Here is a 22,745-nt window from a genome sequence, read left to right on the forward strand (position 1 = left end):
CAAAGGATGGTTGATAAAACCAGTATACAGGAAGCCGTGAAGACGGCGCTGGAGAAGGCTCCGGAACGGAAGTTCAAGGAGAGCGTGGATATCACCGTCAACCTCAGGAATATCGATATGTCCCAGCCCAAGAATCGTATCGATGAGACGATTCATCTCCCGAACGGTTTTGACAACGTCAAGATCGCAGTTCTCGGGAAGGGCGACATTGTCACCCAGGCAAAAGAGGTGAATGTGGACCTCATCATCGGACCTGAGGAGATCGAGCGGCTCGGGGGAGAGCCCCGCGAAGCGCGCAAGGTGGCGGGTGAGTACCGGTTCTTCCTTGCCGAGACGGCAATGATGCCTCTCGTCGGCCGTTATCTCGGTGTCAGGCTCGGTCCGCGCGGACGGATGCCGATGCCGGTTACGCAGGGAATGGATATCCGGCCCATCGTTCAGCGTCTGAGGAGCTCCGTGAAGATCCGGACGAAGGACAAGAAGGTCTTCCACACGAAGGTCGGAACCTCTGGCATGGAGCCCGAGCAGATCGCCGAGAACATCGACGCCGTCCTTCACAGGGTCGAGTCCGTCCTGGAGAGCGGAACGATGAATATCCACTCGGTTTACGTGAAGACGACCATGGGGCCGGCAGTGAGGGTGATCTGATGGCACTCTATACGCACCACCTGCCCCGGTGGAAGAAGGAAGAAGTAGAGGAGATCAAGCGCGGTATCGAGGAGCACACGCTCGTCGGCGTCGTGGACATGTACGGCATTCCCGCCTCGCAGGTCCAGCAGATCCGGCGGAACCTCCGCGGCACGGTGAGGGTGAAGATGGCCCGCAACACGCTGATCGAGCACGCCTTAAACGAGCTCGGCGGCAGCGTCGTGACCTTAAACGACCACGCCGAAGGCCAGAGCGCCCTGATCTTCACGAACGAGAACCCTTTCAAGCTCTTCAAACTTCTCGAGAAGACCAAGACGAAGATGGCAGCGAAGCCCGGCGAGACAGCTCCCGAGGATATCGTCATCCCGAAGGGTCCGACCAGCTTCAAGCCCGGCCCGATCGTGGGCGAGCTCCAGCAGGTGGGCATTCCCGCGGCTATCGAGGGCGGAAAGGTCAAGATTCGCGAGACGAAGACGGTCGTGAAGAAGGGCGAGGTCATCAACAAGAAGGTTGCCGAAGCTCTCGTGAAACTCGGCGTCAAGCCGATGGATGTCGGCCTCATTCTGCAGGCCGCATACTACCGGGAGACTATCTTCACGCCGGATCTTCTCGCTATCGATGAGGAAGCCTACGCGAACAACATCGTGCTCGCGGCCCAGCAGGCGTTCAACCTCTCGGTCAACGCCGTCATCCCGACCAAACTTACCGCCGCGGCCATCATCAGCAAGGCGGTGAGCGAGGCCCGGAACGTGGGCGTCGAGGCGAGCATCTACGAGAAGGACATCGTCGACCTGATCATCGGGCGGGCACAGCGCGAGATGCTGGCCATCGCGCTCGCGGCACAGGGCCGTGGGTTCGAGCTCGATGAGGCGACCCTGAAAGCCGCATCGGCTGCGACCGCTGCGGCACCCGCGGCAGCAGCCCCGGCGGCAGCCGAGGATAAGGCCGAGGAAGAAGAGACGGAAGAGGAGAAGAAGGAAGAGGATGAAGAGGGCGGCATGGCCGGTCTCGGCGCCCTCTTCGGCTAATATCATTTCAAAAAGAGGTGAATGAACTATGGAGTATATCTACGCTGCACTGCTCCTGCACAACGCAGGCAAGGATGTAACTGAAGAGAATGTGACTGCTGTCCTGAACGCGGCCGGTGTCGAGGTCCAGGACGCCCGCGTGAAGGCGCTCGTCGCCGCACTCGAGGACGTGAACATCGAGGAGGCCATCAGCAAGGCCGCCGTCGCGCCCGTCGCCGCTGCCCCCGCCGCAGCCGCTGCCCCGGCAGCCGCCGCCGAGCCCGCAGCCGAGGAAGAGGCCGAGGAAGAGGGCAAGAAGGAAGAGGAAGAAGAGAGCGGCATGGCCGGTCTCGGTGCCCTCTTCGGCTAAACCCTTTTTTTCGCCGGTAGTTGGCCGGTGTTTTATCGAACTTTGTTTCACTGTAGTCACTCGTTGAGCGGTATCTCCTTTAGCAGATTACCCGGTAATCGCAGGCTACAGGGGATGGCTCGTTTAGGCGGTCTGTTCCGAAAATGAGTTGGGAAAGAGGTTTATACGGGTGATATTGGTTGAGATGTCGGGCTGATTTTTCCTGCATTGATCGTTGCACCTTCGTCCGGGAAGCCCCTCAGAAATGCCGATCCAAGATTTTATTTCGGTCAGAGGCTACTTATTGGTATTCACCAACCTTGCCGGGATGAATTGCGGATAAGAGCGTTAATGAGAAATTATCGACTGAACAGAACCTCCTTACCGAATATATCCCTGACAACCCACAACGCAGGTTGGAACTTTGCAGCGTAACGTGATCGACGAAACAGGGGCAATGTCTGGAGATATGAATGTTCAATTGCGGGAGATAATGTGTCTTCCAGCCGAGACCGAGTGGATCGAGTTCAAGGAAGCAAAAAATAACTATGATTTCGATAAAATTGGAAAATACTTCTCAGCATTGAGCAATGAAGCCAACCTGAACGAAAAGCCTGCAGGCTGGCTTATCTTTGGTGTCACCGACAAACTGCCCAGAGAGATTATCGGTTCAAACTATCGGCTCACTCCATCTGGCCTTGACCGCCTCAAAGAGGAGATTGCACGGCATACGAATCACCAAATGACATGTTCCGCCATTCATGAACTCATGATCGATGGGAAGCGAGTGATTATGTTTGAAATCCCTCCAGCCGCACGCGGCATCCCGACAACATGGAAAAGTGTTGCCTATGGTCGTATCCATGAGTCACTCGGACCTCTTGGCCTCCATGAGATTGAAGTGATACGCAGACAGGCCCCTCTGGATGACTGGTCGGCAAAGGTGTGTGAGGGAGCCACTCTTGCGGATCTCGATCCTGAGGCAATTGCCTTTGCACGGGAAAAGTACAAAGAGAAACACCAGGAATTTGCAAGCGAAGTGGATGAGTGGGACAACATTTCGTTCCTTGCCAGGGCACATGTCTGTCGTCAGGGTCGGATTACGAATGCTGCAATAGTTCTCCTGGGAAAGAGTGAGGCCGCACATCTTCTTTCACCAGCAATTGCGCACATTACCTGGGTTCTCAGGGATAAGGACGAGGTGGAGATCGACTACGCCCATTTCGAGCTGCCACTGATACTCGCCGTCGATAAGATTTTTAGCAAGATCAGAAACCTTACTGTCCGCCATATTTCGGGGGAGACGCTGTTCCCACTTGAGGTAACACAGTACGATCCCTGGGTCGTCCGTGAGGCGCTACACAACTGTATCGCCCATCAGGATTACCCACAATCTGCCCGCATTACCGTGACTGAGAGGCCGGATTCCCTGATGTTCACGAATCGTGGCGATTTTATTCCGGGAACTGTCCAGAGCGTAATCGAGCGTGATGTGCCACCGGACCAGTATCGGAATCCCTTTCTTGCTGGCGCGATGGTAGAGTTGAAGATGATCGACACCATCGGCAGTGGGATCAAAAGGATGTTTCGGATACAGCGGGATCGTAATTTTCCGATGCCTGATTATGACCTTGGTGAAACCGGGGTGGTGAAAGTCACAATTCCCGGCCGGGTGATTGATGAGAGATACACGCGGATGCTCATCAAACGGAAGGATCTGACGCTGATGGATGTGATTACTCTCGATAAAATACAGAAGGGCTACTCCATCACGCCTGAAGAAAGAACCGGTCTCCGGAAGAAGAAACTCATTGAAGGGCGGCATCCGAATCTCTATGTTTCGGAGAGTGTTGCGGCCGAAACCGACACACGCGCCGATTATATCAGGAAGCGGTCGTTTGACAGGGCGCATTTCAAGAGTCTGGTGGTTGCGTACCTAAAGGCCTACCATGAGGCAAACAGAGCGGAGATTGAAGACCTGCTGCTGGACAAGGTCTCAGATGCGCTGAACGAGGAACAGAAACATCATTTCATCAGGGATCTACTTCAGGAGATGCGCAAAGATGGGACAATAATGCCTATTGGGAGGACTAAAGCTGCAAAGTGGGTTCTTGTCCCTGATCAGGTGCATGATGCATGATTGTTGAATGGATTGTAGATGATTGTAGAAATGATCTCAGATGTCCTGCCATTTTTTGTTAGATTGAGGCTGGATCTTGTGTAATTTTTAACTGCGGTTGCATCAGATTGTATCAAATTGCATCAAATTATATCAAATTACATCTGATTACGTACATTGCACCAGAATTACTCCTAACCGAAAGATGTGGACAAAGGGAGTGTTAAATTTCTGCAAAATCAGTGACGCTCAGGGCCTTCATCCTATCCATCTCAGTCCGTATCCATCCTTCAGGCATCCCCGGATTCCCCCTTCACTCCTCCACGCTCCCCCCGTAGACAACCTGCCCGAAGCTGATGCACCCGTCGCCGAGCGGATAGTCCTTATTCATGACGAATTCAAGCCCGGCGGCGAGCACGCTGTCCCGGATCGTCTCCCGGATCGCCTTATTATACGCCACCCCGCCCGAGAGCGCCACCCGCGGAATCCCCCGCTCCTCTGCCGCCCTGACGGCCATCGCGGCGACACCCCGGGCGAGGTTGTGCTGGATTGATGTAGCGAGATCTTCGACCCGCTCCCCTGCGACGGACCGCCGGTATGCCTCAGAAAGGAGCGCGCGGGTTGAGAGAACCTCGCACCTGCCTTCCCGCAGGAATTCGAGGTCCCAGGCCGAGGGTTTCCCGGCATGCGCCGACGACTCGAGTTTCATCGCCGGCTCCCCGTCGTAGGTCCGCTCCCGGCAGATCCCGAGGAGGGCTGCGGCGGCATCCAGCACCCTCCCCGTGCTCGAGGTCGCGGCGACGTTCAGGCCCCGCTCCACCTGCCTGACGAGGACGGCAAGCTCGATATCGCTCCAGCCCCGTGATGCAAGGAGATCCCTCACCCCAGATGTCGGGAGAATGCCGTAGAGCATCCGCTCCGGGAACCGGGTAGCGAGGTCGCCGCCCGGCATCGGGACGACCTCGAGGTGGGCGACCCGGTCGAGGTGGGGGACCTCTCCCGCAAACACCTCGCCGCCCCAGATCGTGGCGTCGTCGCCATAGCCCACGCCGTCGATCGCGATCCCGACGCACTCCTCCCGGGTCGTGGCGGCGATATGCGCCCGGTGGTGCTGGACGGCGAGGAGCTCCGCCCCGACCGCTTCGGCAACCTCCCTCGCGTAACGGGTCGAGAGGAACTGCGGGTGGAGGTCGTGGACAACCCGGTCGTACCGGGCGCCGGTGAGCCCGCCGAGCCGTTCAGCCGTCTCCTGCAGGTAGGCGAGCGTCTGGGGGTTCCTGACGTTCCCGACGTGGGGGGAGGTGATGCAGAAACCGCCTTTGTAGATGGAGATGTTCGCGTTCAGTTCCGGGCCGACGCCGAGGATGCATCCTTTGCCGAGGTCGATCGCCTCCCGTTTCGGGGCGAGGCCGCGGGAGAGCCGGATGATGTAGCCGTCCCGGACGACGGAGTCGTCGCACCGGTTGACGATCCGGCGGTCGTGGGTGAGGATGTAGTCAACCTGCCCCGGGAGCCGTTCAAGCGCGGTATCGAGATCGGTGATCATCGGGTAGCCCGGCAGGTTCGCGCTCGTCATCACGAGGAGCGGGTGGGCGAGGTTCGCGAAGAGGAGGTGGTGCAGCCCGGTGTAGGGGAGCATGCACCCGATGGTGTGGAGGCTTGATATCGTCGGGTGGGACGCGGGATCGCGCTTTTCGAGCACCACGATCGGTCGTTCCCGGGAGTGGAGAAACGCCCGCTCTTCGTCCGAGATGACCGCGATCCGTTCAACTTCCTCTGCGGTTGCCATCACCGCGAGGGGTTGCTCCGTCCGCCCGAGGCGGCGTTTCAGAATCCCTGCCGCCTCCCCGGTGCAGGCGACATGAAATCCCCCGATCCCACGGATGGCGACGATCGAGCCTGCGTCGAGGAGGGCCGCCGCTTCCCGGATGGGATCCCCCGCCACCGGTGTTCCGTCGGCCCGGAGGAGTGCAAGACCCGGCCCGCAGGCCGCACAGGCGATCGTCTGAGCGTGATGACGGCGGCACGACGGGTCGGTGTATTCGCTCTCGCAGGCAGGGCAGGCCGGGAACTCCGCCATCGACGTCCGCTCCCGGTCGTAGGGGATGGTGTTGATGATGCTGTACCGGGGCCCGCAGTTGACGCAGGACGTAGCCCAGTAACCCTCGTATCGGCCGCCCTGCGTGAAAATATCGGCGATGCAGTCGTCGCAGATGGCGACGTCGGTCGGAATGAACCCCGAGAGGCTCCCGGAGTTGCTCTCGAGGATGGTAAACCCTTCGGCCTGCCCGCCGCGCAGATTTCGGACATCTACAGAATCGATTTGAGATAGTGGCGTCCCTCTAGAAACAGCCTCCAAAAATTCCTCGAAGCAGTCCCCGGATGCATGGATCTCGACCTCGCTCCCGAGATTTTTGACCGTCCCCGTGATCCCGAATTCCCGCGCTTTTGCATAGACAAAGGGACGAAATCCGACTCCCTGGACGATGCCCCGGATGATGATTGTGCCACTGGTACGCATTGAGATTTCAGCAAAAATTTATGGAGTTATACCACCATATAACAATAGGGTATCGCAGTGACGGGACATATTAAAATTCTTAACGACCCAGTGGAGCTGGTTCCTCTTCTCATAACGTTCAATAATGCTGACTATAAAAAGATTTACGAACTCCTGAACAAGGCCTGGTTGACCGAGGAAGATCTGGCGGCGCATGCCGGCCCCTCGACGGTGACCGAGTGCCTCTCTATCCTCAAGAAGGGGAACCTGATCGAAGAGCAGTGGCGGATGCCCAAGCCCGGAGAAAAGCCGATGAAGGAGTACCGCGCGACATACAGCAAGTTCCGCGCCAGTTTCCAGTGTTCCATGGGGGATATCGGAGATCTCCTGCACATCGCCATCTCGAACGACGAGAGCCTCCGCACGATTGTGGACTCGGTGCAGCAAGAGATCGTGGCCGGAACCTCCTCCATCGGTGATATCTCCCGAAAATACGGGGTCAGCCCCATCTTCATCAAGGGACTGGCAAAGAGGATCCCCGGTCTCGACGTGAAAGGGCAGGGAATGGTGCTGCTTGACCGACTTCACTGACGACCCTCTTTACGTCATCCTGCGCAGCAAACGGGAGGCCACCCGATTCCAGATTCTCGTAGAGATAGCCGAACACCAGCCGGCCGTCCGCCAGCAGGAGATCGCCGCGAAACTCGGCGTGACGCCTCAGGCTGTCTCCGAGTACATCCGGGAACTGGTGGACGAAGGGCTGGTCACTGCTCATGGCCGGGGGCGCTACGAGGTGACGAAGAGCGGGATCGAGTGGGTCCTGCATCACGCCGAGGCACTCGAAGCCTACGCCCGCCACATCAACCGCGACGTCATTCAACAGGTGGCGGTCTGGACGGCCATCGCCCGGGACGAAATCCGGAAGGGAGACACGGTCGGTGTCTTCATGCGGGACGGGTGGCTCTATGCAACGAAAGAAGAACAGAGTGCCACCGGCTTCGCGACCATGGATGCGGCACCGGGAGAAGACCTCGGGGTGGCCCAGTTGAACGGCATCATCCAGCACGAAGAAGGGACTATTCACGTCTGCAAGGTGCCGCGGGTGGAGCGGGGCGGATCCCGGCAGGTCAGCCCGGATCTCCTCCGGGAGGCCGTCCGGGACGCCGAGATGGTGGGCGCCGTCGGCCTCGAATCCTACGTGGCCCTCAGGAAGGCGGGCATCGAGCCGGATATGTTCTTTGGCTCAAGGGAAGGTGTCGTCGAAGCGGCGTTTCATGGTCGGGAGTGCGCAATTCTTATCGTCGATGAGGAGTTTACTGATTTCCTCAAACGTCTGGAGACGGTGGGGCTCACCTACACAATCCACGACCTGATCCCGTCATGAACGTCATCGTCCAGCCTCAGAAAGGCACGTATAAACTGTTGTTCGTCGAAGGCGGCCGCGTCAAAGGTTCAGGGTTCGTCGATCTGACCGCGACCCCGAAGGGCCACCGGCCGAAGAACTTCAAGATGCGCCGACGCGGAAAACAGCTCAAGCCCACCCCGACCCGGGACCTCATCGCACTGCTGCGCCGCTCTTCAGTGCTTCTTGCGGCAAAGAGCCCGGAGTTCGAGTCGTTCCTCGCCGATCTCCAGATCCCGTCGTCGAGGATCGATATCTGCCGGTTCTGCCAGATCGAGGACCGGTTCGTCCCGGTCAATAAGGCAACCGGCGTCCGGTACGGCGGCGAGTGGATCTGCATGGAGTGTGCAAAGCGCGAGATGCGCCGGGAGCTCGGTTACCTGGGGAAGTTCGGCGGCTCGGTGCTCGTCCACCTGGAGAAACTCCTCGCTCAGGTCCGTGATCTCGACCGGGTGCTGGCGTCGGTGGGTCCCGAGCACCCCGACCGGAAGCGGACGCTCTTTGACCGGCTCGAGGCGCACGAGGTTCAGAAGACCGCCCATATCACTGAACTCCCGCTCCCTCCCGCATTTGCAAAGGCCGCCGGGGTGGAGTACCTGATGCCCGTCCAGCAGCTCGCCGTCCAGAACGGCCTCCTCGAAGGGCAGCACCTCTTGGTCGTCGCGGCCACCGCGAGCGGCAAGACGTTCATCGGGGAGATGGCCGGGATGAAGAACTTCCTCGAAGGCCGGGGGAGGACGCTCTTCCTGGTTCCGCTGGTCGCGCTCGCGAACCAGAAATACCAGCGGTTCCGCGACCGCTACGGTCACCTGGTCCGGGTCACCCTGCAGACCGGAGTGAGCCGCCTCAACCTCCCCGAGACCCGGGCCGCAGGGGTTCGGGACGTCAACGCTCCCGTGGTGGTCGGAACCTACGAGGGGATCGACCATGCTCTCCGAACCGGACGGCCGTTGAAGGACATCGGAACCGTCGTCATCGACGAGGTGCAGATGCTTGAGGACCCGGAGCGCGGTCACCGTCTCGACGGGCTGATCGCCCGGCTCAAGCACGTCGCTCCCGAGGCGCAGTTCCTCTACCTCTCGGCCACGATCGGAGCTCCCGGGCTGCTTGCGGAGAAACTCCGGGCAAACCTTGTCCGCTACGCCGACCGGCCGGTTCCGCTCGAACGCCACCTCATCTTCGTCGAGCGAAGCAAGAAGATCAACTTCATCAAGCAGATGGCCGTCGAGGAATACAAGATACGGTCGTCAAAGGGCTATCGTGGCCAGACGATCGTTTTCACGAACTCCCGCGCCCGCTGCCACGTCATCGCCGACGCTCTCGGCAAGAAGGCTGCTCCCTACCACGCGGGCCTCTCTTCCCAGGAACGCCGGGACGTGGAGCGGCGGTTCGCGAACGGGGAGATCTCTGCCGTTGTGACCACGGCGGCGCTTGCCGCAGGCGTCGATTTCCCGGCATCCCAGGTGATCTTCGACGCCCTGGCGATGGGCATCCAGTGGCTCACCGTCCAGGAGTTCCACCAGATGATGGGCCGGGCGGGCCGTCCGGACTTCCACGACCTCGGCCGGGTGGTCATCCTGGCGGAGCCCGGCGGATCCTATTCCCGGAAGTCCGGGAAGACCGAGGAGGAGGTCGCCGTCGGCCTCCTGCGCGGCGAGATGGAGGAGGTCGCGCCCGAGTACGACATGGAGCAGAGCACGGAGGAGTTCGTCGCGAACGCCGTGGTCTCGAACGGCGACGAGCAGCAGATCATCAGGATGACCCACACGATGGTCGGGACACTGGAGCCCGCCCTCCCCACGCTCCTCGACTACGGGCTGGTCCGGCGTCGGGCGGGGCGGATCGAACTCACCGACACGGCCCGGGTGATGGCCGAACATTTCATCGGCGCCGAGCGGTTGATGGAGATCATGGATCTCGTCCGGCGCATGGACGATGCGGCCGAGATCGTCGCGGAACTCGAGTGCGCTGAGGAGACGACGCCGTAGGTTTTTTTCTCAGGGTTTCCGGGGAACCCGCCTGGAAACCCCCCTCCAAAAAACCACATTTATTTGTGTTCTTCAAGAGTCCTTGTCCCCTGGTTTCACGTTTCGTGACATCGCAAAGCCCATGTACGGATTTCCACCGGATATCGCCACGCACTGCCCCCGCCCCTCGGGGCGGGGGAGGAGCGCGAAGCGCGGGTGGGGTGGGGGTTACAGACATTCATTCCGACGTGGAGACAGGGGAGGGGGGATGCTCCCCCCTCAAAGGCCTTCGGCCTTCTCGTGCTCCGTTCCTGTCGGAACATCGCACTCCCCGTCAGCCCCACCCCCACGTGGCGATAGCCACCACGGTCCACTGTATTGGGACTCTCTTGTCTCAACAGGTCTATTGGCGATCAACAGCACTGCAGTATTCTCAACCATCACTGTAGGTTCACTGGCTCCTCAAACCCCGGCCGGGTACAGCCCAAAACCCTCTCCCTACCGGTACCGCTCCAGGTACTCCCGCACCTTCTCCGACTCCACCCAGCCTTCATCGAGCTGCTTGAGGATCGCCTTGATCTGCCTGACCTGCTCGCGGATCTTCTCCGCCCGCGGATCGTCGATAAGGTCGGCCATCCCCTGGACGACCTGGAGGGGGTTTCGGATGTGGTCGGTCAGGACCGCGAACTGTTCGGTATTCCTCTCGATCTGCCGGTATGCCTCCATCCTCTCCCGCTCGATCTTCTCCCGCTCCTTCATTTCGCACCTGAGACTCTCGTTTGCCGTCCGGAGTTCATCTGTTCGTTGTGTCACCAGTTCCTCAAGGCGGTAGCGGTAGTCCATCAGCTCCTTCTCGACCCGCCGCCTCTCCATCACGTCGCGGGCGATGATGAGGATCGCCGGCGTGCCCCCGAGGGTGATGCGGTGAATACTCGCCTCGACAGGAATCCGTTTGCCTTCCCGGGGGATCAGGTCGGCGGAATGGAGACGTTGGTCACCCTTCTTGAAGTCGCTCCGGACGAGGATGACCGAACCGGGGGTGAGAGCGAAGAGTTCGTCCCGGGTATACCCGAGGGACCGGCAGGCGAGCGCGTTGGCATCCAGTATCCGGTAGGGCGTCCCCTCCCTCCCGACGGCGCATACCAGCAGAAAATCGTTCCCGCTCTCGAAGAGAAGACGGTAGCGGTCCCTGCTCTCCTGGAGTTCCTGCCGGGAACGCTCCAGTTCCCCGAGCATCAGGTTGACCTCATCGACAAACCGTGAGACCGGGTCGCCCTCGACGGCAGGGAGGCGGGGTGGGACACTTTCCGCTGTCCTGATACCCTTGATGCTTGCATCCATGCCGGCGAAGCGGGCTGCCACCTCCTGCTCCTTGAACCAGACGCCGAGCAGCCCGAAGGCGATGCATACGATGAGGAGTTCGATGAACAGGACGCCGGGAGAGGCAAGGGGCTCCCAGGAGATGCCGAACGGGAGAATGAGTGCGAGGGGTGCCTGATCCCGGGGCCGAGGCATGCAGTGGGCTGGAGGGGGATAAGCCGGGAACAGGGATTGATCATTGCGGGAGGCCATGCCGTTATACCAAGTCGCATATGCCAGGGAGATTCCTGCCCGTGGCCTGCAGGACTGATCCGGGAGGCCGTCCGGTCACCCTGCAGGTTTTACCGTGGCGATTCCGGCGCGTTTTCTGTCCATGCGCCTTCGTACCCCATGATAGTGGATTAACTATATAATTGCTTCCCATGCAGAGGAGAAGTTTACAGTGTAAATTCCGTTTTTTGTGTCGGTGGAGGGGATGTTACAGGACAACAGAAGAGGTATGCCGGCCTTTTGGCCGGCGAAACCGGGGGGTGGAGGGAGCCTACCCGGATCCCGGAATATCTTTCCTATCAGCTGCGCGCGCGTTTCTCTGCATCATCACCGCGAAGATCGCGGTCCCGAGGAGGCTTATCGCACCGCCCACGTAGAAGACGGCGTCGATGCCGACGTAGTCCATGAAGACACCTCCCATCAGCGGTGCGATGATCATGCCGAGCCCGAAGACCGTGTTGTAGGCACCCATCGAGGTCCCCATCCCGATAGTCCGGCCCGCATCGACCGTCAGGGCCATGATGGCCGGCTGCTGAATGGCGCCCCCGATGCCGACGAGGGAGGTGATCGCGAGCAGGGGCCCGAACGACCCCGAGAACGGAATCGCAGCGATCGCCAACGCTGTTATCGCCGACCCCGTGACGATCAGGACGACCTTGTTGCCGATGTCGGTGATCCTCCCCATCGGGACCTGGAGGAGCGCCATCAGGAAGGTGTTCGCGGAGAGGACGATGCCCACCTCGGTGGGACTGATCGCGATCAGCGGCCCGAAGACCGGGATGAAGACCATCATGCCTCCGCGCCCGAGGGCGCTGATGAAGGCGAAGACCATGACCCCCCGCATCACCGGGAACGTGAGGATCTCCCGCATCAGGACGGTTTTCCCTTCCGGAACTGTGAACGTGCTGCGTTTTGCCTCCGGAAGGGAGATGGCGACGAGGATCGTGGCGAACGCCGAGAGGGCGGCCATGACGTAGAAGACCGAATCCAACCCGAATGCATCGTTCAGGAACCCCCCGAGCAACGGCCCCATCCCCATGCCGAGGAACATCGAGATGGAGAAGTTCCCCATGTGGCTCCCCTCTCTTCCCTTCTCCGAGAGGTCGGCGACGTAGGCCATGGCTATCGGAACGACCATGGCCGACGCGAGGCCGTGGGCGAAGCGGACTGCCGTGAGCGAGTAAACGCTGTCGGCGATGATGTACGCAAGCGACAGGATCGCGTAGGCGAACATGCCGATGAGGATGATCCATTTCCTCCCCCGGCGATCCGATATCCGTCCGATGACGGGCATGAAGACCGACCGGGAGAGCGCGAAGGCTGAGAAGATGATGCCGAGCCAGATGCCGGTCGCGCCCAGGTTCTCCGCGTAGATGGGCAGCAGCGGACTGACGATGCCGAGCCCGAGCATGGTGGCGAAGACGGAGATGAATAAGACGTTATAGATGCGTTTTGCGGTATTCATGCAGGTTACACTCGAATAGCGATCAGGCCCGCGATCGGGTCTGTGGGGGTTATTCTACAGTTGCAAGGAAAAGAGTTGGTGCTACTGCGGCATATATATTAGGTCGCAGGCCGAGATCATTCCGGCTGCGTGACGCAGCACCACCGGTCGTAGAGCGGGTCGCGCCGATTTTCGAAGACCTCGGTCGCTCTGCCCTCCCACGTGCACCACTCCTGCACCCTTGCCGCCTCCTCCTCCGTGCCGACGGTGATCAGCGTCTCATCGGTGAGGGCGAGGAGGTTCGCGACGATCGATCTCCAGAGGGCCGTGTTGTAGGAGTAGATCTCGCCGACCATGAAGGCCGCACCGAGGGGCACTGGCGCGATATAGTGGGACGCCTTCTGCGCGTCGATGCACATAGTGTCGGAGGGCGCGAGACGGCCCTTCGAGAGGCCGAGCGCGAGGAGCGCCGGGTCGTTGTCGTAGGCGAGCGCCCGCACCCCTCCCGCCCGGAGAGCCGCGGTGCCGACTCCCGACCCGCAACAGCAGTCGAGACAGGGGGTTCCCGCACGGTCGCCCCAGACCTCTTCGAGGAGGTCGCGGATCTTTCCCTCCCGGTCGGGGCGCAGGTCCTCAAGGGCGGGGAACGTGGTCTGCAGGAGTTCCGCGCTGTAGTAATCGCGGACGGCCGAGAGCCATACCTCCCGGCTCTCCTGGTAGATGTCGCCGCCGACCGCCTCGAAGCACTCGATGGCGGCGAGTGTCGGCTCCCGGAAGAGGAACGAGGCGGCGTGCCACCCCTCGTCGTCGTGGAGCGCGAGCGCGATCGGCTCCTCTTTCTCGTCGACCAGAAGACGGGCCTCGTCCGGCATTATCCGGAGCAGCAGCGCCGTGCATGAATCTATCGCCAGTTCCGCAAACGACGGTTCGACCAACCGGCACCCGTCGACCTCAAGAATATCTGCAACGTTCATGTTGTCCGCCTCTCGATCTTCATGCCGCCCGGTGCACGGATGACCCCGTCCACGCGTGCTTCCTCGTGCAGGGTGAGACGCGTGCAGGAGACGTTCCCGAGGACATGCACCTCCTGCTCGATCGTCACGTCACCGTCGCTCTGGATGTCGCCGTGAACGACCGTTTCTCTGGCGATGCTCACGCCTTCGCGCGCATGGAGGCTCCCGAAGATCGTCGTCTCCTCCCGGACGGCGATCGAGCCGGCACGGATGTTCCCGTGGAGCCGGCACCCTGCCCCGACAGCCATCTTCTCCGGGACGGAGAACGTCTGCATGTTGAGGACGGCGCTGCCCGGGATCATCAGCGGTGTCGCCGAGGGAGCTTCGTCATCACCGAAGAGTTTTTCGAGGACGGAACTCAGTTCTTCCTCCTTCTCGATCCCGAGGACGGCCACCAGGTACATCACGATGTAGATGACGACCGGCATCGGGTTTCGGATGGAGATCCAGCCTTTCGCCTCGAACCCGCGCTCGATCTGGACGTTGTCCCCGATATCGAGATCGCCCTTGACGACCAGCTTGCCCTGGATCTTCACCCCTTCGCCGAGGTAGGCGTCCTCCTCGACGACGACGTCCCCGTTGATCTCGCACCAGTTGTCTATTCTGGCGTCGCCGCTTGTAACGATGTCGCCGTTGATCTTGCTGAATTCGCAGACCACGACATCGTTACCAAAGAGGCCGTAATCGATCCGGCACCGCTCACCGACGACGATATCTTGATCGGTCTTGAGCGTCCTCTCCTGGAGTTCGGTATGATCCGGGAGGGTGCAGCCCTTGATCCAGTCGTGGTCTCCTGTCGGTTCCATTTACCCGGTATAATCTTCATGCGCCATACTTATGACTCTTATTAATTAGATCCAGGGTGATCGGCATGAGATCGCGACCGCGGATACGGTGAAGGCCGCCTTCCGCACACGAAACCTCGTCGAACCGGTTCGTCCGGTCGACCCGGACGCCGGGCCCCCTGATGACGACCGGAACAGGGTCGGCACTGTGGTCTTTGACCGAGCAGGGCGTGCTGTGGTCGGCGCAGATGACGATCAGCGTCCCCTCGAGATTGAGCAGCGGCGCGAGCGCCGCGTCGATCACCTCGATGAAGTCGCGTTTCAGGATGCCTTTGCCGTCGTGGCCGGCTTCGTCCGCACCCTTGATGTTCATCAGCACGAAGTCCTTCCGGCTGAGTTCCCCTATTGCCGCCCGCACCTTGGCATCGAGATCGGAGTCGGCCGACCCGGTCGTCCCCGGCACCGGGATGTGCTCGAGCCCCACGACCTTCCCGATCCCGGAGATGAGGGTGGCTGCTGAGATGACGCTCCCGGAGAGCCCGTAGCGCTCGGAGAACTGTGGGAACGTGCCCATCTTCCCGACGCCCCGGATCAGGAGGAAGTTTGCGGGCGGCAATCCTTCCTCCATCCGCCGGACGTTCAGCGGGTGGCCGTAAAGGATCTTTCCTGACTGGCGGATGAACTCGTTGCAGGCGCGGGCGGTCTTCGTATCCGCCGGATCGTCGGTGCCGGGCCGGATTGTGAGTGGCTGTGCTCCCTCTTTCTTTGGATCGTTCGAGGAGACCTTATCCCCGAGCCCCTCCCCGATGAGGGCGAGGGCCGCCCGGTGCCCGGCGCCCGCCTCGAACAGGATCTCGACGCCGAGATCCGAGAGGTCGACGCCCTCCCGGATGGCCTCCGCAAGTGGTTCCGTCCCGGAGATCCGGCCGGCCCGGCGGTCGGTGACGAGGCCGTCCGCGTCCACGGTTGCGAAGTTGCACCGAAACCCAATCATCCCGGTGGTCATGTGGATGCCGGTCCCTTCGGCCTCGAGGGGGCCGCGACCGGTATAGAACTCCTGCGGCGGGTAGCCGAGCAGGGCGAGGTGGGAGGTATCGGACCCGGGCCGAATACCGGGCGCGACGGTGTCCATGATCCCGCATATGCCTTCAGCGGCGAGCCGGTCGAGAACCGGGGTTTTTGCGGCGGTGAGCGGAGTCACTCCGTCCAGCGCTTCGCAGGGGCGGTCGGAGATCCCGTCCAGTACCAGGAAGAGAACCTTCTCAGCAATCATCGAGAACAGGTGAGATCCAGAACGTGATTACTCTTCCCGGTGAGTGCCGGAGATCCGGGTTGCTGCCGGACAGCCCTTCCCTTTCTGGACGAGTGTCAGACACCACTCAATCCGGAGAACCGCCTCCTTTGCGAGGGTTTCGCTCTCCTCGCGGCACTCCTCCCCACACCCGAGCATAATGAGGACATTTGCCGTCTTGATGATATCGGCCGAGAGGCACCGGAGTTCTCCGGCGAGTTCCTCGCCGAGGACTGTCTGCATGTCACATGCGGTGTTGTAGAGCTGGTGCGAGCACCGGTCGAGCATCGCATTCGAGGCGAGAACCCGGGCGCTACCGCTCTCCCTCTCCCGGATTTCGCCCCACTCCCGGTGGAACTGGATAAGCATCCTCCTGATGATCCCCCGGGCCACGGTCTGTCGCTCGTTGAAGTCCCGATGATTGAGGACGATCCGGTTTGTTCGCCGGACACCTGCATGCCGCTCTTCGACCATCACTGCCATCACCTCCCTTGTATGTTCCGGCGGAGGTATACCCCGTCATAGGGCATATATCCTTCGTCCCGGTCGTGTCGGTAAGGAGGCGTGAAGGTACGGGAATTGCGAAAAAAAAACGGTGAGCAGCCGGCTTTAGACAGCCGCAACCTGCTCGAGTTTGGACTTGGTGATCTCGACCCGGCGGATCGGGTAGATCGTCTTGACGACCTTGAAGATATCGCGGGCCATGTCGCCGGAGACGATATCCTTGACCAGGGTCTCAAAGTCGCTCTCGGCCGCCCTGGCGGCGAGGGCCTGCGAGATTGCCTGCCGTACGGCGTGGACCTGGCTCTGCTCGGCCCTCGAGAGGGTGAGACAGACGACCGTCACCCGCAGGAGTTTCTTGTCCTTGCTGACGACCGGGTGGATGGTGTCGATGCGGGATGCCCGCCGCTTGACCATCGACCGGAGGTAGTCGCGGGTCACTTCGTGCCCGATGAACTCGGTGTACGCGGCGTCGCCCGCCACGTTGTTGATCCTGAACCTCATCTTGATGTGGGACTTCGAATAGTCCTGCACAACTTCGCCGAGCGTCGCGGTCATGACGCGACCGACCATGTTCTCGGGGTCGGCGGAGATGGCGTCCCCGATCTCGGCTTTGCCGAAGGCGTCGGGTACGTAGACACGGTACCACTTCTTGGCCTTCCAGCCTTCCAACCTTCTTCCAACCTGTTTCTTCTTTGCCATGGTATCACTTCTCTCTATTATTATCGGTTTTTAGCCCATTTGATCCTGATTCCACTCCGGAACTCTCCGTTTTGCTCTGCCGACTTTTCGAGGCGGCGGTGCATACGTCCTCCGCTATCGCCAGGTTCATGAGGTAGTCGTCCACCGAGGCGATGATCGACCGGAGCCTGGTTCCGTCGATCTCGGCCCGCACCCCGCCCTCGATCGTGGTTGTCCGGATCAGGGTGAGGTTGTCGGGTTCGAGTGCCGCCGCCACGCAGCCGGGGAGGGTGTGCGGTGTCTCGATGGCACCCTCGATCCCGATCATGCGGGAATCGCCTCCAGGAGTGCCTGCCTGAACCGGTCTGCCTGATCGGCGGCGATCCGGGCTCCGGCCCTCAGGCGGTGTCCGCCGCCCTGGCCGCCGCACGCCTCCGCGACCGTCCGCATCAGCACCTCGAGGTCGAGGTCGATGCCCGGCGGGCAGCGCGCCGAGATGGAGCACTGGTCGCCTTTCCTGCCGATGACGAAGACGGGACCGGTCTGGACGAAGTCGTTCGCAAGCGCGTCCGCGACGTCGCTCACGACTCCTCCGTCGTCCACCGCAAAGATGGCGACGCGCTCGTCGAGGGGGTGCGCCCCGCGGATGCCGGCGACGACCTCCTGGCGGTAGCGGGCGGCGATCTCCCAGGCTTCCTGGAGCGCGTGGCTTGAGCGGAGACAGAGCGATGCGCCGATATCCCCGTTCCCGGCCTTGCCGCAGGCGTCGACGACGGCCGTGAGATTCAGGGCCTCGTCGATCACCTCCCGCCCAAGGCTGTAGGTGGTGCCCCAGATCCCGCAGAGTGCGGAGACCGAGGCTTTCGGGGCGGCCGCGAGGACGAGCCGGGTGAGGAGCGACTCGGTGTCCATGTCGTCCTCGTCGGTGACCTCTGCAACGAGCGCCCTCGTTCTGTCGGGCTCGCCGGAGAACCCCGTGAGGTAGGGGTCGACGGCGAGCGAGAGCTGCTCGACGAGCCCTCTTCCCGGGAGGCGGAGGCCGCGGCGGGGTGCGATGAACCCATTTGCGATGCCTTCGTTCACGATCTCCCTGTTCGGCCCGTTGAGTGCCTGCCCGTCTCCGATGATCCCGAGGAGCGCGAGCCCCGCCAGATCCCGGTTGTCGCCCATGCGCTGGGCGACGAGGTAGGCCGCGCCGGCCGCCGAGAGGTTCCGGTCGCCGTCGATTCCGGCAAGGTGCGGGTTGACGTGATAGTCTCCCTCAAAGCGGGGCAGGTGGTGATCCACCACCATGACGTCGCCGGGGAGGTCCGTGAGTGCCGATCCGAAGTCGCAGAGAAGCACGCTGCCGTCGCCGGGGAGGTCGGCCGTGGCGATGCCGGGGCGGATCCTCAGCCGGAACCGTCCGCCCTCACGGAACATGGCGTGGCAGAGGATGGATGCAGCGGCTATACCGTCAGCATCATGGTGCGCCAGCACCTCCACAAATTCCTGCTCGAGCAGGCGGTCAGCCAGGCTTGCAGCAGCGGCGTCAAGCGACATGGATCATCAGCGGGTGAGCAGGATCTCCGCGGTCTCCGGTTTGTAGGTCCAGCCTTTCGGCATCCGTCCGGACTTGACGTAGTACTTGACCAGTCTGCGCACCTTGGACTCGGCGATCTGCAGCTGCCGCTTGTTGTGAACGTCTTTGTTATTCTCCGCAAGGTGTTTCCTGATCCCGAGCGCTTTCTCCATCAGGTTCCGAAGATCCTCAGGGATCTCGGATTCAAGCTCATTCTCGCGAAGGATCTCGTTTATACGCTTGCCGGTGGCGATCTTGACGTCGGGGACGGCATACCTGTCACGCAGCACAAGGCCGATCTGGCTGGTCGACATGCCGTCTTTGCGAAGATCAACGACGATCTTCTCGATCTCTGTTGCGTCCGTATTGGACCACTCGGGCGCCTCCTTCCGGTAGGGTCGGACGGAACTGCTGGTTCCGCGACGCCGAGCGTACATTCTTGCCATTCATGCACCTCCGATAGATATACTATGTTAAGTCCAGAAAAGAGTCCTTTAACTGACTAATCTCTGTAATCCCGAGCCCTTGCGGGCAGTGCTTCCGGGAGCACGTCGGACTTACCACAGTCAGCACGTGATCGTGCTGCAACATATTATTCGGGAGGAATCTTAAGGGTATCGGACAGGCGCGCGTGCCGGGGGGCGAAATACGTTGTACGGAGGTTTCCGTGATCTGGAGCGGCACCCGCTGCGTGAAGGAAGGTCGGCCGGAGGAGGGCCGTGCTCCCTTCCGGCGGCGGGCAGGTGAGCCGAATGTTTATGTTCTCCCGGGCCAATATGTACTGGTACCAGTGCGATAGTAGTCTAATGGTAGGACAGGGGCTTCCCAAGCCTCTAGTCCGGGTTCGATCCCCGGCTATCGCATGGCGTTTTCTATCGTTTTTTTGCGTGTTATTCCGGGGTCCGACACTCTTCTCTTCCACCGCCTCCCACACCGATCTCGAACCGGCAGTGATCGAACCCCATCGAGTAGCACCGGGTCTCGATCGCCTCCGCCGGCCGCCCGTAGTGACGGGAGAAGAGCGCCCGGAGGATGCCCGAGTCGAACGCACACGCAGGCTTCCCGGTGACCGGGAGATCGACGCACTCGAAGCAGTCGTAGACGAGGAGGACAAGCGGTTCCGTCTCCGCGACCTCGATCCGACCGAGGCGGTGTTCCTCCCAGAACCGGGCGATGTTCGCGCAGAACGCTCCTGTATCGGGGTCAGCGACCGCCGGGTAGAGCTCCTCGCCGATCCGCTCCCCGGCCCGGGAGAGGAGCGGGTCGAGGAGAACCCCCTCCTGCATGAGCGCCACCCGGATCGTCCGGAACGCGAGCCGGTAGAACGCGTTGGGGTCGCCTGACCCTGCCTGGTACGCCCCCGCATAAGCGGCGAGGTCATCGACCACCCGTTCCTCAGGCGAGACGCTCGCGACGAGGTCGCCGGTGACGAAAAATATCTTCTTCCGGGAGTCCTCCGGGTCGGGCCGCGACCCGATCACGCCCGCCGCCGCGAGGTCCTGGAGGTGCACCGAGACCGTCGACTTGGCCCGTCCCGCAAGGATGACGAGTTCCTCGAACGTATGCTCGCGCTCCCGGAGGGCCGCGAGGATACTACGCCGCACCGGGTTCTCGACCGCCCGCGTCCCTCCCGGCGTCGAATAGAGATCTATGTCACGTTCCGGTCTCGGCCGGCCGGCCCTTCCCCTGCCGATCATTTCTTGTTCCATATATCTGGTCAAAAGGATGATATATCAAATGTTCGGATACACTAGTACGTTCGTATGACCACGAACATTTTGGTGCTTGCTCCAGAACCTGCTCTCGCCGTCCACCGGGCCTGGGCAGCTGGCTGCAACCTGCGGGGGTGCCGCGGCTGCACCCCCCCGGAAAAACCTGCAAGACCGGCCTCGTCCGGGGTGAAAGAACCGCTCACGCCGGATCCTCGATGTGGGTGCCAACGCTTAAAGGCACACCTGTTGAGGTGGAGGTCGCCCGGAACGAACCCATCCCCCGACCCACCGAACCGGTGCGCAAGGTACAGGGGTGAACTCATATGACGAAGACTGTAACCGACGTAATCTGCCCGTTCTGCGGGACGCTCTGCGATGACCTCGAAGTTGTCGTCAGCGATGACGGAAAGGAACTCCTCGAAGTCTACAACGCGTGCGCTATCGGCGCCGAGAAGTTTCTCCACTCCCAGGCAAAGGAAAGGATCACCCGCCCCCGCATGAGGCAGGAGGACGGGTCATGGAAGGAGATCTCCTACGACGAGGCGGTCGAGTATACCGCCAGGATGCTCACCGACGCAAAGAAGCCCCTGATGTACGGCTGGAGCTCCACGAACTGCGAAGCGCAGTCCATTGGGTCAGAGATCGGTGAACTGGTCGGAGCGGTCATGGACAACACGGCGACCGTCTGCCACGGGACATCCCTCATCGCGGTGCAGGATATCGGGATTCCGAGCTGCACACTCGGTGAGGTCAAGAACCGTGCCGACCGTATCCTCTTCTGGGGATGCAACCCGGCGCATGCCCATCCGCGGCACATGTCCCGCTACTCGATCTTCCCCCGCGGATTCTTCACCGGCAAGGGCCACACCGGCCGCAAGGTGATCGTCATCGACCCGCGTCCCACCGACACCGCCCGCATGGCGGACGTCCACCTGCAGGTCGAGCAGGGGCGCGACTATGAACTCCTCAATGCGCTCCGCGTGGCGTTCAAGGGCGAGCAGCTCCCTGACGTCGTCGCCGGCATTCCAAAGGAGCAGATCTACGAGGCCGCTGAGACGCTCAAGAGCGGCCGTTTCGCGATCATCTTCTTCGGCATGGGCGTGACCCAGTCGCTCGGGAAGAACCACAACATCGACGAGGCCATCGCGGTCACCCGTGACTTAAACGAGTACACGAAAGCAGCCATCATGCCGATGCGCGGGCACTACAACGTCACCGGCTCCGGCCAGGTCTGGGGCTGGCAGTTCGGGTTCCCCTACGCGGTGGACCTCTCCCGCGGATTCGCCCGCTACAACCCCGGCGAGACGACCTCCAACGACCTGCTCCGCAGGGACGAGGTGGACGCCGTCTTTGTCCTCGGCAGTGACCCCGGCGCGCACTTCCCGTTCAGCTCGGTCAAGAAGATCTACGACCGCCCGTCGGTCGTTATCGACCCCCACGAGACCCCGACCACCGAGGTCTGCAAGGTCCACGTCCCCGTCGCCTTCGTCGGCGTCGAGGTGGGCGGATGCGCATACCGGATGGACAACGTGCCGATTGAGACGAGAAAAGTCATCGAGCCCCCCGAGGGCGTGATGACCGACGAGGAGTTCCTCGACCGCGTTCTGGAACGCGTCAGAGAGATCAAGAGTGAGTGAGCAATGACAGAATATCTTATCAAGAACGGATTCGTCTTCGACCCGGTTCTCGGGATCAAGGGCGACAAAGCCGACGTCGCCATCAAGGACGGCAAGATCGTCGAGACGACGGCTCTCAGCAGCCCGAAGGTCATCGATGCGGCGGAGAAGGCCGTCATGGCCGGCGGGGTCGATATCCACGCCCATGTCGCCGGTCCGAAAGTGAACATCGGCCGCAACTTCCGCCCCGAAGACAAACTCTTCGGCTACAAGGCTAAAAACGGCATCGAGCGGATGCAGGGCGGATTCTCCGTCCCGACGACGATCCGGACCGGCTACAACTACGCCCGGATGGGTTACACGACCGTGATGGAAGCGGCCATGCCGCCGCTCTACGCCCGGCACGTGCACGAAGAGATACGAGACACCCCAATCCTCGACCAGGGCGCTTACCCGGTCTTCGGGAACAACTGGTTCGTCCTCGAGTACCTCAAGAACCACGAGATCGAGAACACCGCCGCCTACATCGCCTGGCTCCTCAAGGCGACGAAGGGCTACG

At 61.3% G+C, this 22,745-nt stretch carries 21 protein-coding genes and 1 tRNA gene; 10 read left to right on the top strand and 12 right to left on the bottom strand.

Annotated elements, in window-relative coordinates; genetic code table 11:
- Positions 1-6: 6 nt before the first annotated feature.
- The 4 genes from FGW20_RS05465 (at position 7) to FGW20_RS05480 (ending at position 4,144) form a co-directional block, all read left to right on the top strand.
- Positions 7-648, top strand: a complete 642-nt coding sequence (locus FGW20_RS05465) for a 50S ribosomal protein L1 (RefSeq protein WP_301677080.1) — start codon at positions 7-9, stop codon at positions 646-648.
- A complete protein-coding gene (locus FGW20_RS05470) occupies positions 648-1,676 on the top strand; it encodes a 50S ribosomal protein L10 (protein ID WP_301677081.1) in 1,029 nt (342 codons plus the stop codon). Before FGW20_RS05465 ends, FGW20_RS05470 begins: the two co-directional genes overlap by 1 nt.
- A gap of 28 nt (positions 1,677-1,704) precedes the next feature.
- Positions 1,705-2,025, top strand: a complete 321-nt coding sequence (gene rpl12p, locus FGW20_RS05475; protein WP_301677082.1) for a 50S ribosomal protein P1 — start codon at positions 1,705-1,707, stop codon at positions 2,023-2,025.
- A 415-nt stretch (positions 2,026-2,440) separates the two neighbouring features.
- Positions 2,441-4,144: an RNA-binding domain-containing protein gene (locus FGW20_RS05480; protein ID WP_301677083.1), complete on the top strand. Its 1,704-nt coding sequence runs from the start codon at positions 2,441-2,443 to the stop codon at positions 4,142-4,144.
- A gap of 292 nt (positions 4,145-4,436) precedes the next feature.
- Here the strand turns inward: FGW20_RS05480 and hypF are convergent, their stop codons facing one another.
- Positions 4,437-6,644, bottom strand: coding sequence for a carbamoyltransferase HypF (gene hypF, locus FGW20_RS05485; RefSeq protein ID WP_301677084.1), 2,208 nt, complete (start codon positions 6,642-6,644; stop codon positions 4,437-4,439).
- A 57-nt stretch (positions 6,645-6,701) separates the two neighbouring features.
- Here hypF and FGW20_RS05490 point away from each other — a divergent pair, with 57 nt between their 5' ends.
- Genes FGW20_RS05490 through FGW20_RS05500 form a run of 3 tightly spaced genes read left to right on the top strand, consistent with a single transcriptional unit; the run spans position 6,702 to position 10,013 of the window.
- Positions 6,702-7,214: an ArsR family transcriptional regulator gene (locus FGW20_RS05490; RefSeq protein ID WP_301677085.1), complete on the top strand. Its 513-nt coding sequence runs from the start codon at positions 6,702-6,704 to the stop codon at positions 7,212-7,214.
- Positions 7,198-8,007: a DUF7839 domain-containing protein gene (locus tag FGW20_RS05495; RefSeq protein ID WP_301677086.1), complete on the top strand. Its 810-nt coding sequence runs from the start codon at positions 7,198-7,200 to the stop codon at positions 8,005-8,007. The genes FGW20_RS05490 and FGW20_RS05495 overlap by 17 nt, the downstream gene beginning before the upstream one ends.
- Complete coding sequence (locus FGW20_RS05500) at positions 8,004-10,013, top strand: DEAD/DEAH box helicase (protein ID WP_301677087.1); 2,010 nt, start codon at positions 8,004-8,006, stop codon at positions 10,011-10,013. Before FGW20_RS05495 ends, FGW20_RS05500 begins: the two co-directional genes overlap by 4 nt.
- Positions 10,014-10,490: 477 nt before the next feature.
- On the opposite strand, the gene FGW20_RS05505 is transcribed toward FGW20_RS05500, so the two are convergent.
- The 10 genes from FGW20_RS05505 to FGW20_RS05550 form a co-directional block, all read right to left on the bottom strand.
- Positions 10,491-11,507, bottom strand: a complete 1,017-nt coding sequence (locus FGW20_RS05505) for a PAS domain S-box protein (protein ID WP_301677088.1) — start codon at positions 11,505-11,507, stop codon at positions 10,491-10,493.
- Between the two features lie 346 nt (positions 11,508-11,853).
- Positions 11,854-13,047 (bottom strand): MFS transporter, encoded by a 1,194-nt coding sequence (locus FGW20_RS05510; RefSeq protein WP_301677089.1) that lies wholly within the window; start codon positions 13,045-13,047, stop codon positions 11,854-11,856.
- A 116-nt stretch (positions 13,048-13,163) separates the two neighbouring features.
- Positions 13,164-14,000, bottom strand: coding sequence for a class I SAM-dependent methyltransferase (locus FGW20_RS05515; RefSeq protein ID WP_301677090.1), 837 nt, complete (start codon positions 13,998-14,000; stop codon positions 13,164-13,166).
- Positions 13,997-14,845: a polymer-forming cytoskeletal protein gene (locus tag FGW20_RS05520; protein ID WP_301677091.1), complete on the bottom strand. Its 849-nt coding sequence runs from the start codon at positions 14,843-14,845 to the stop codon at positions 13,997-13,999. The genes FGW20_RS05515 and FGW20_RS05520 overlap by 4 nt, the downstream gene beginning before the upstream one ends.
- Before the next feature lie 16 nt (positions 14,846-14,861).
- Positions 14,862-16,097, bottom strand: coding sequence for a 2,3-bisphosphoglycerate-independent phosphoglycerate mutase (locus FGW20_RS05525; RefSeq protein WP_301677092.1), 1,236 nt, complete (start codon positions 16,095-16,097; stop codon positions 14,862-14,864).
- Between the two features lie 27 nt (positions 16,098-16,124).
- Entirely contained in the window at positions 16,125-16,598 is a 474-nt protein-coding gene (locus FGW20_RS05530) for a hypothetical protein (protein ID WP_301677093.1), read from the bottom strand.
- Between the two features lie 126 nt (positions 16,599-16,724).
- On the bottom strand, positions 16,725-17,318 hold the full coding sequence (locus FGW20_RS05535; RefSeq protein WP_301677094.1) for a 30S ribosomal protein S3ae: 594 nt from the start codon (positions 17,316-17,318) through the stop codon (positions 16,725-16,727).
- A gap of 4 nt (positions 17,319-17,322) precedes the next feature.
- Positions 17,323-17,625: a KEOPS complex subunit Pcc1 gene (locus FGW20_RS05540; RefSeq protein ID WP_301677095.1), complete on the bottom strand. Its 303-nt coding sequence runs from the start codon at positions 17,623-17,625 to the stop codon at positions 17,323-17,325.
- A complete protein-coding gene (locus FGW20_RS05545; RefSeq protein WP_301677096.1) occupies positions 17,622-18,839 on the bottom strand; it encodes a single-stranded-DNA-specific exonuclease RecJ in 1,218 nt (405 codons plus the stop codon). Before FGW20_RS05545 ends, FGW20_RS05540 begins: the two co-directional genes overlap by 4 nt.
- 6 nt (positions 18,840-18,845) lie before the next feature.
- Entirely contained in the window at positions 18,846-19,304 is a 459-nt protein-coding gene (locus tag FGW20_RS05550) for a 30S ribosomal protein S15 (RefSeq protein WP_301677097.1), read from the bottom strand.
- 346 nt (positions 19,305-19,650) lie between these two features.
- Between FGW20_RS05550 and FGW20_RS05555 the strand changes: the two genes are divergently transcribed.
- Positions 19,651-19,721: transfer RNA gene (locus FGW20_RS05555), tRNA-Gly, on the top strand.
- A gap of 27 nt (positions 19,722-19,748) precedes the next feature.
- On the opposite strand, the gene msvR is transcribed toward FGW20_RS05555, so the two are convergent.
- Positions 19,749-20,567, bottom strand: a complete 819-nt coding sequence (gene msvR, locus FGW20_RS05560) for a transcriptional factor MsvR (RefSeq protein ID WP_301677098.1) — start codon at positions 20,565-20,567, stop codon at positions 19,749-19,751.
- Positions 20,568-20,893: 326 nt separating this feature from the next.
- Between msvR and FGW20_RS05565 the strand changes: the two genes are divergently transcribed.
- Both FGW20_RS05565 and FGW20_RS05570 read left to right on the top strand, forming a co-directional pair.
- A complete protein-coding gene (locus FGW20_RS05565) occupies positions 20,894-22,207 on the top strand; it encodes a formylmethanofuran dehydrogenase subunit B (RefSeq protein WP_301677099.1) in 1,314 nt (437 codons plus the stop codon).
- A 3-nt stretch (positions 22,208-22,210) separates the two neighbouring features.
- A partial coding sequence (locus FGW20_RS05570; RefSeq protein ID WP_301677100.1) for an amidohydrolase family protein occupies positions 22,211-22,745 on the top strand: 535 nt, incomplete at its 3' end.

Source organism: Methanoculleus methanifontis (genome assembly GCF_030464365.1).
Lineage (GTDB): Archaea > Halobacteriota > Methanomicrobia > Methanomicrobiales > Methanoculleaceae > Methanoculleus > Methanoculleus methanifontis.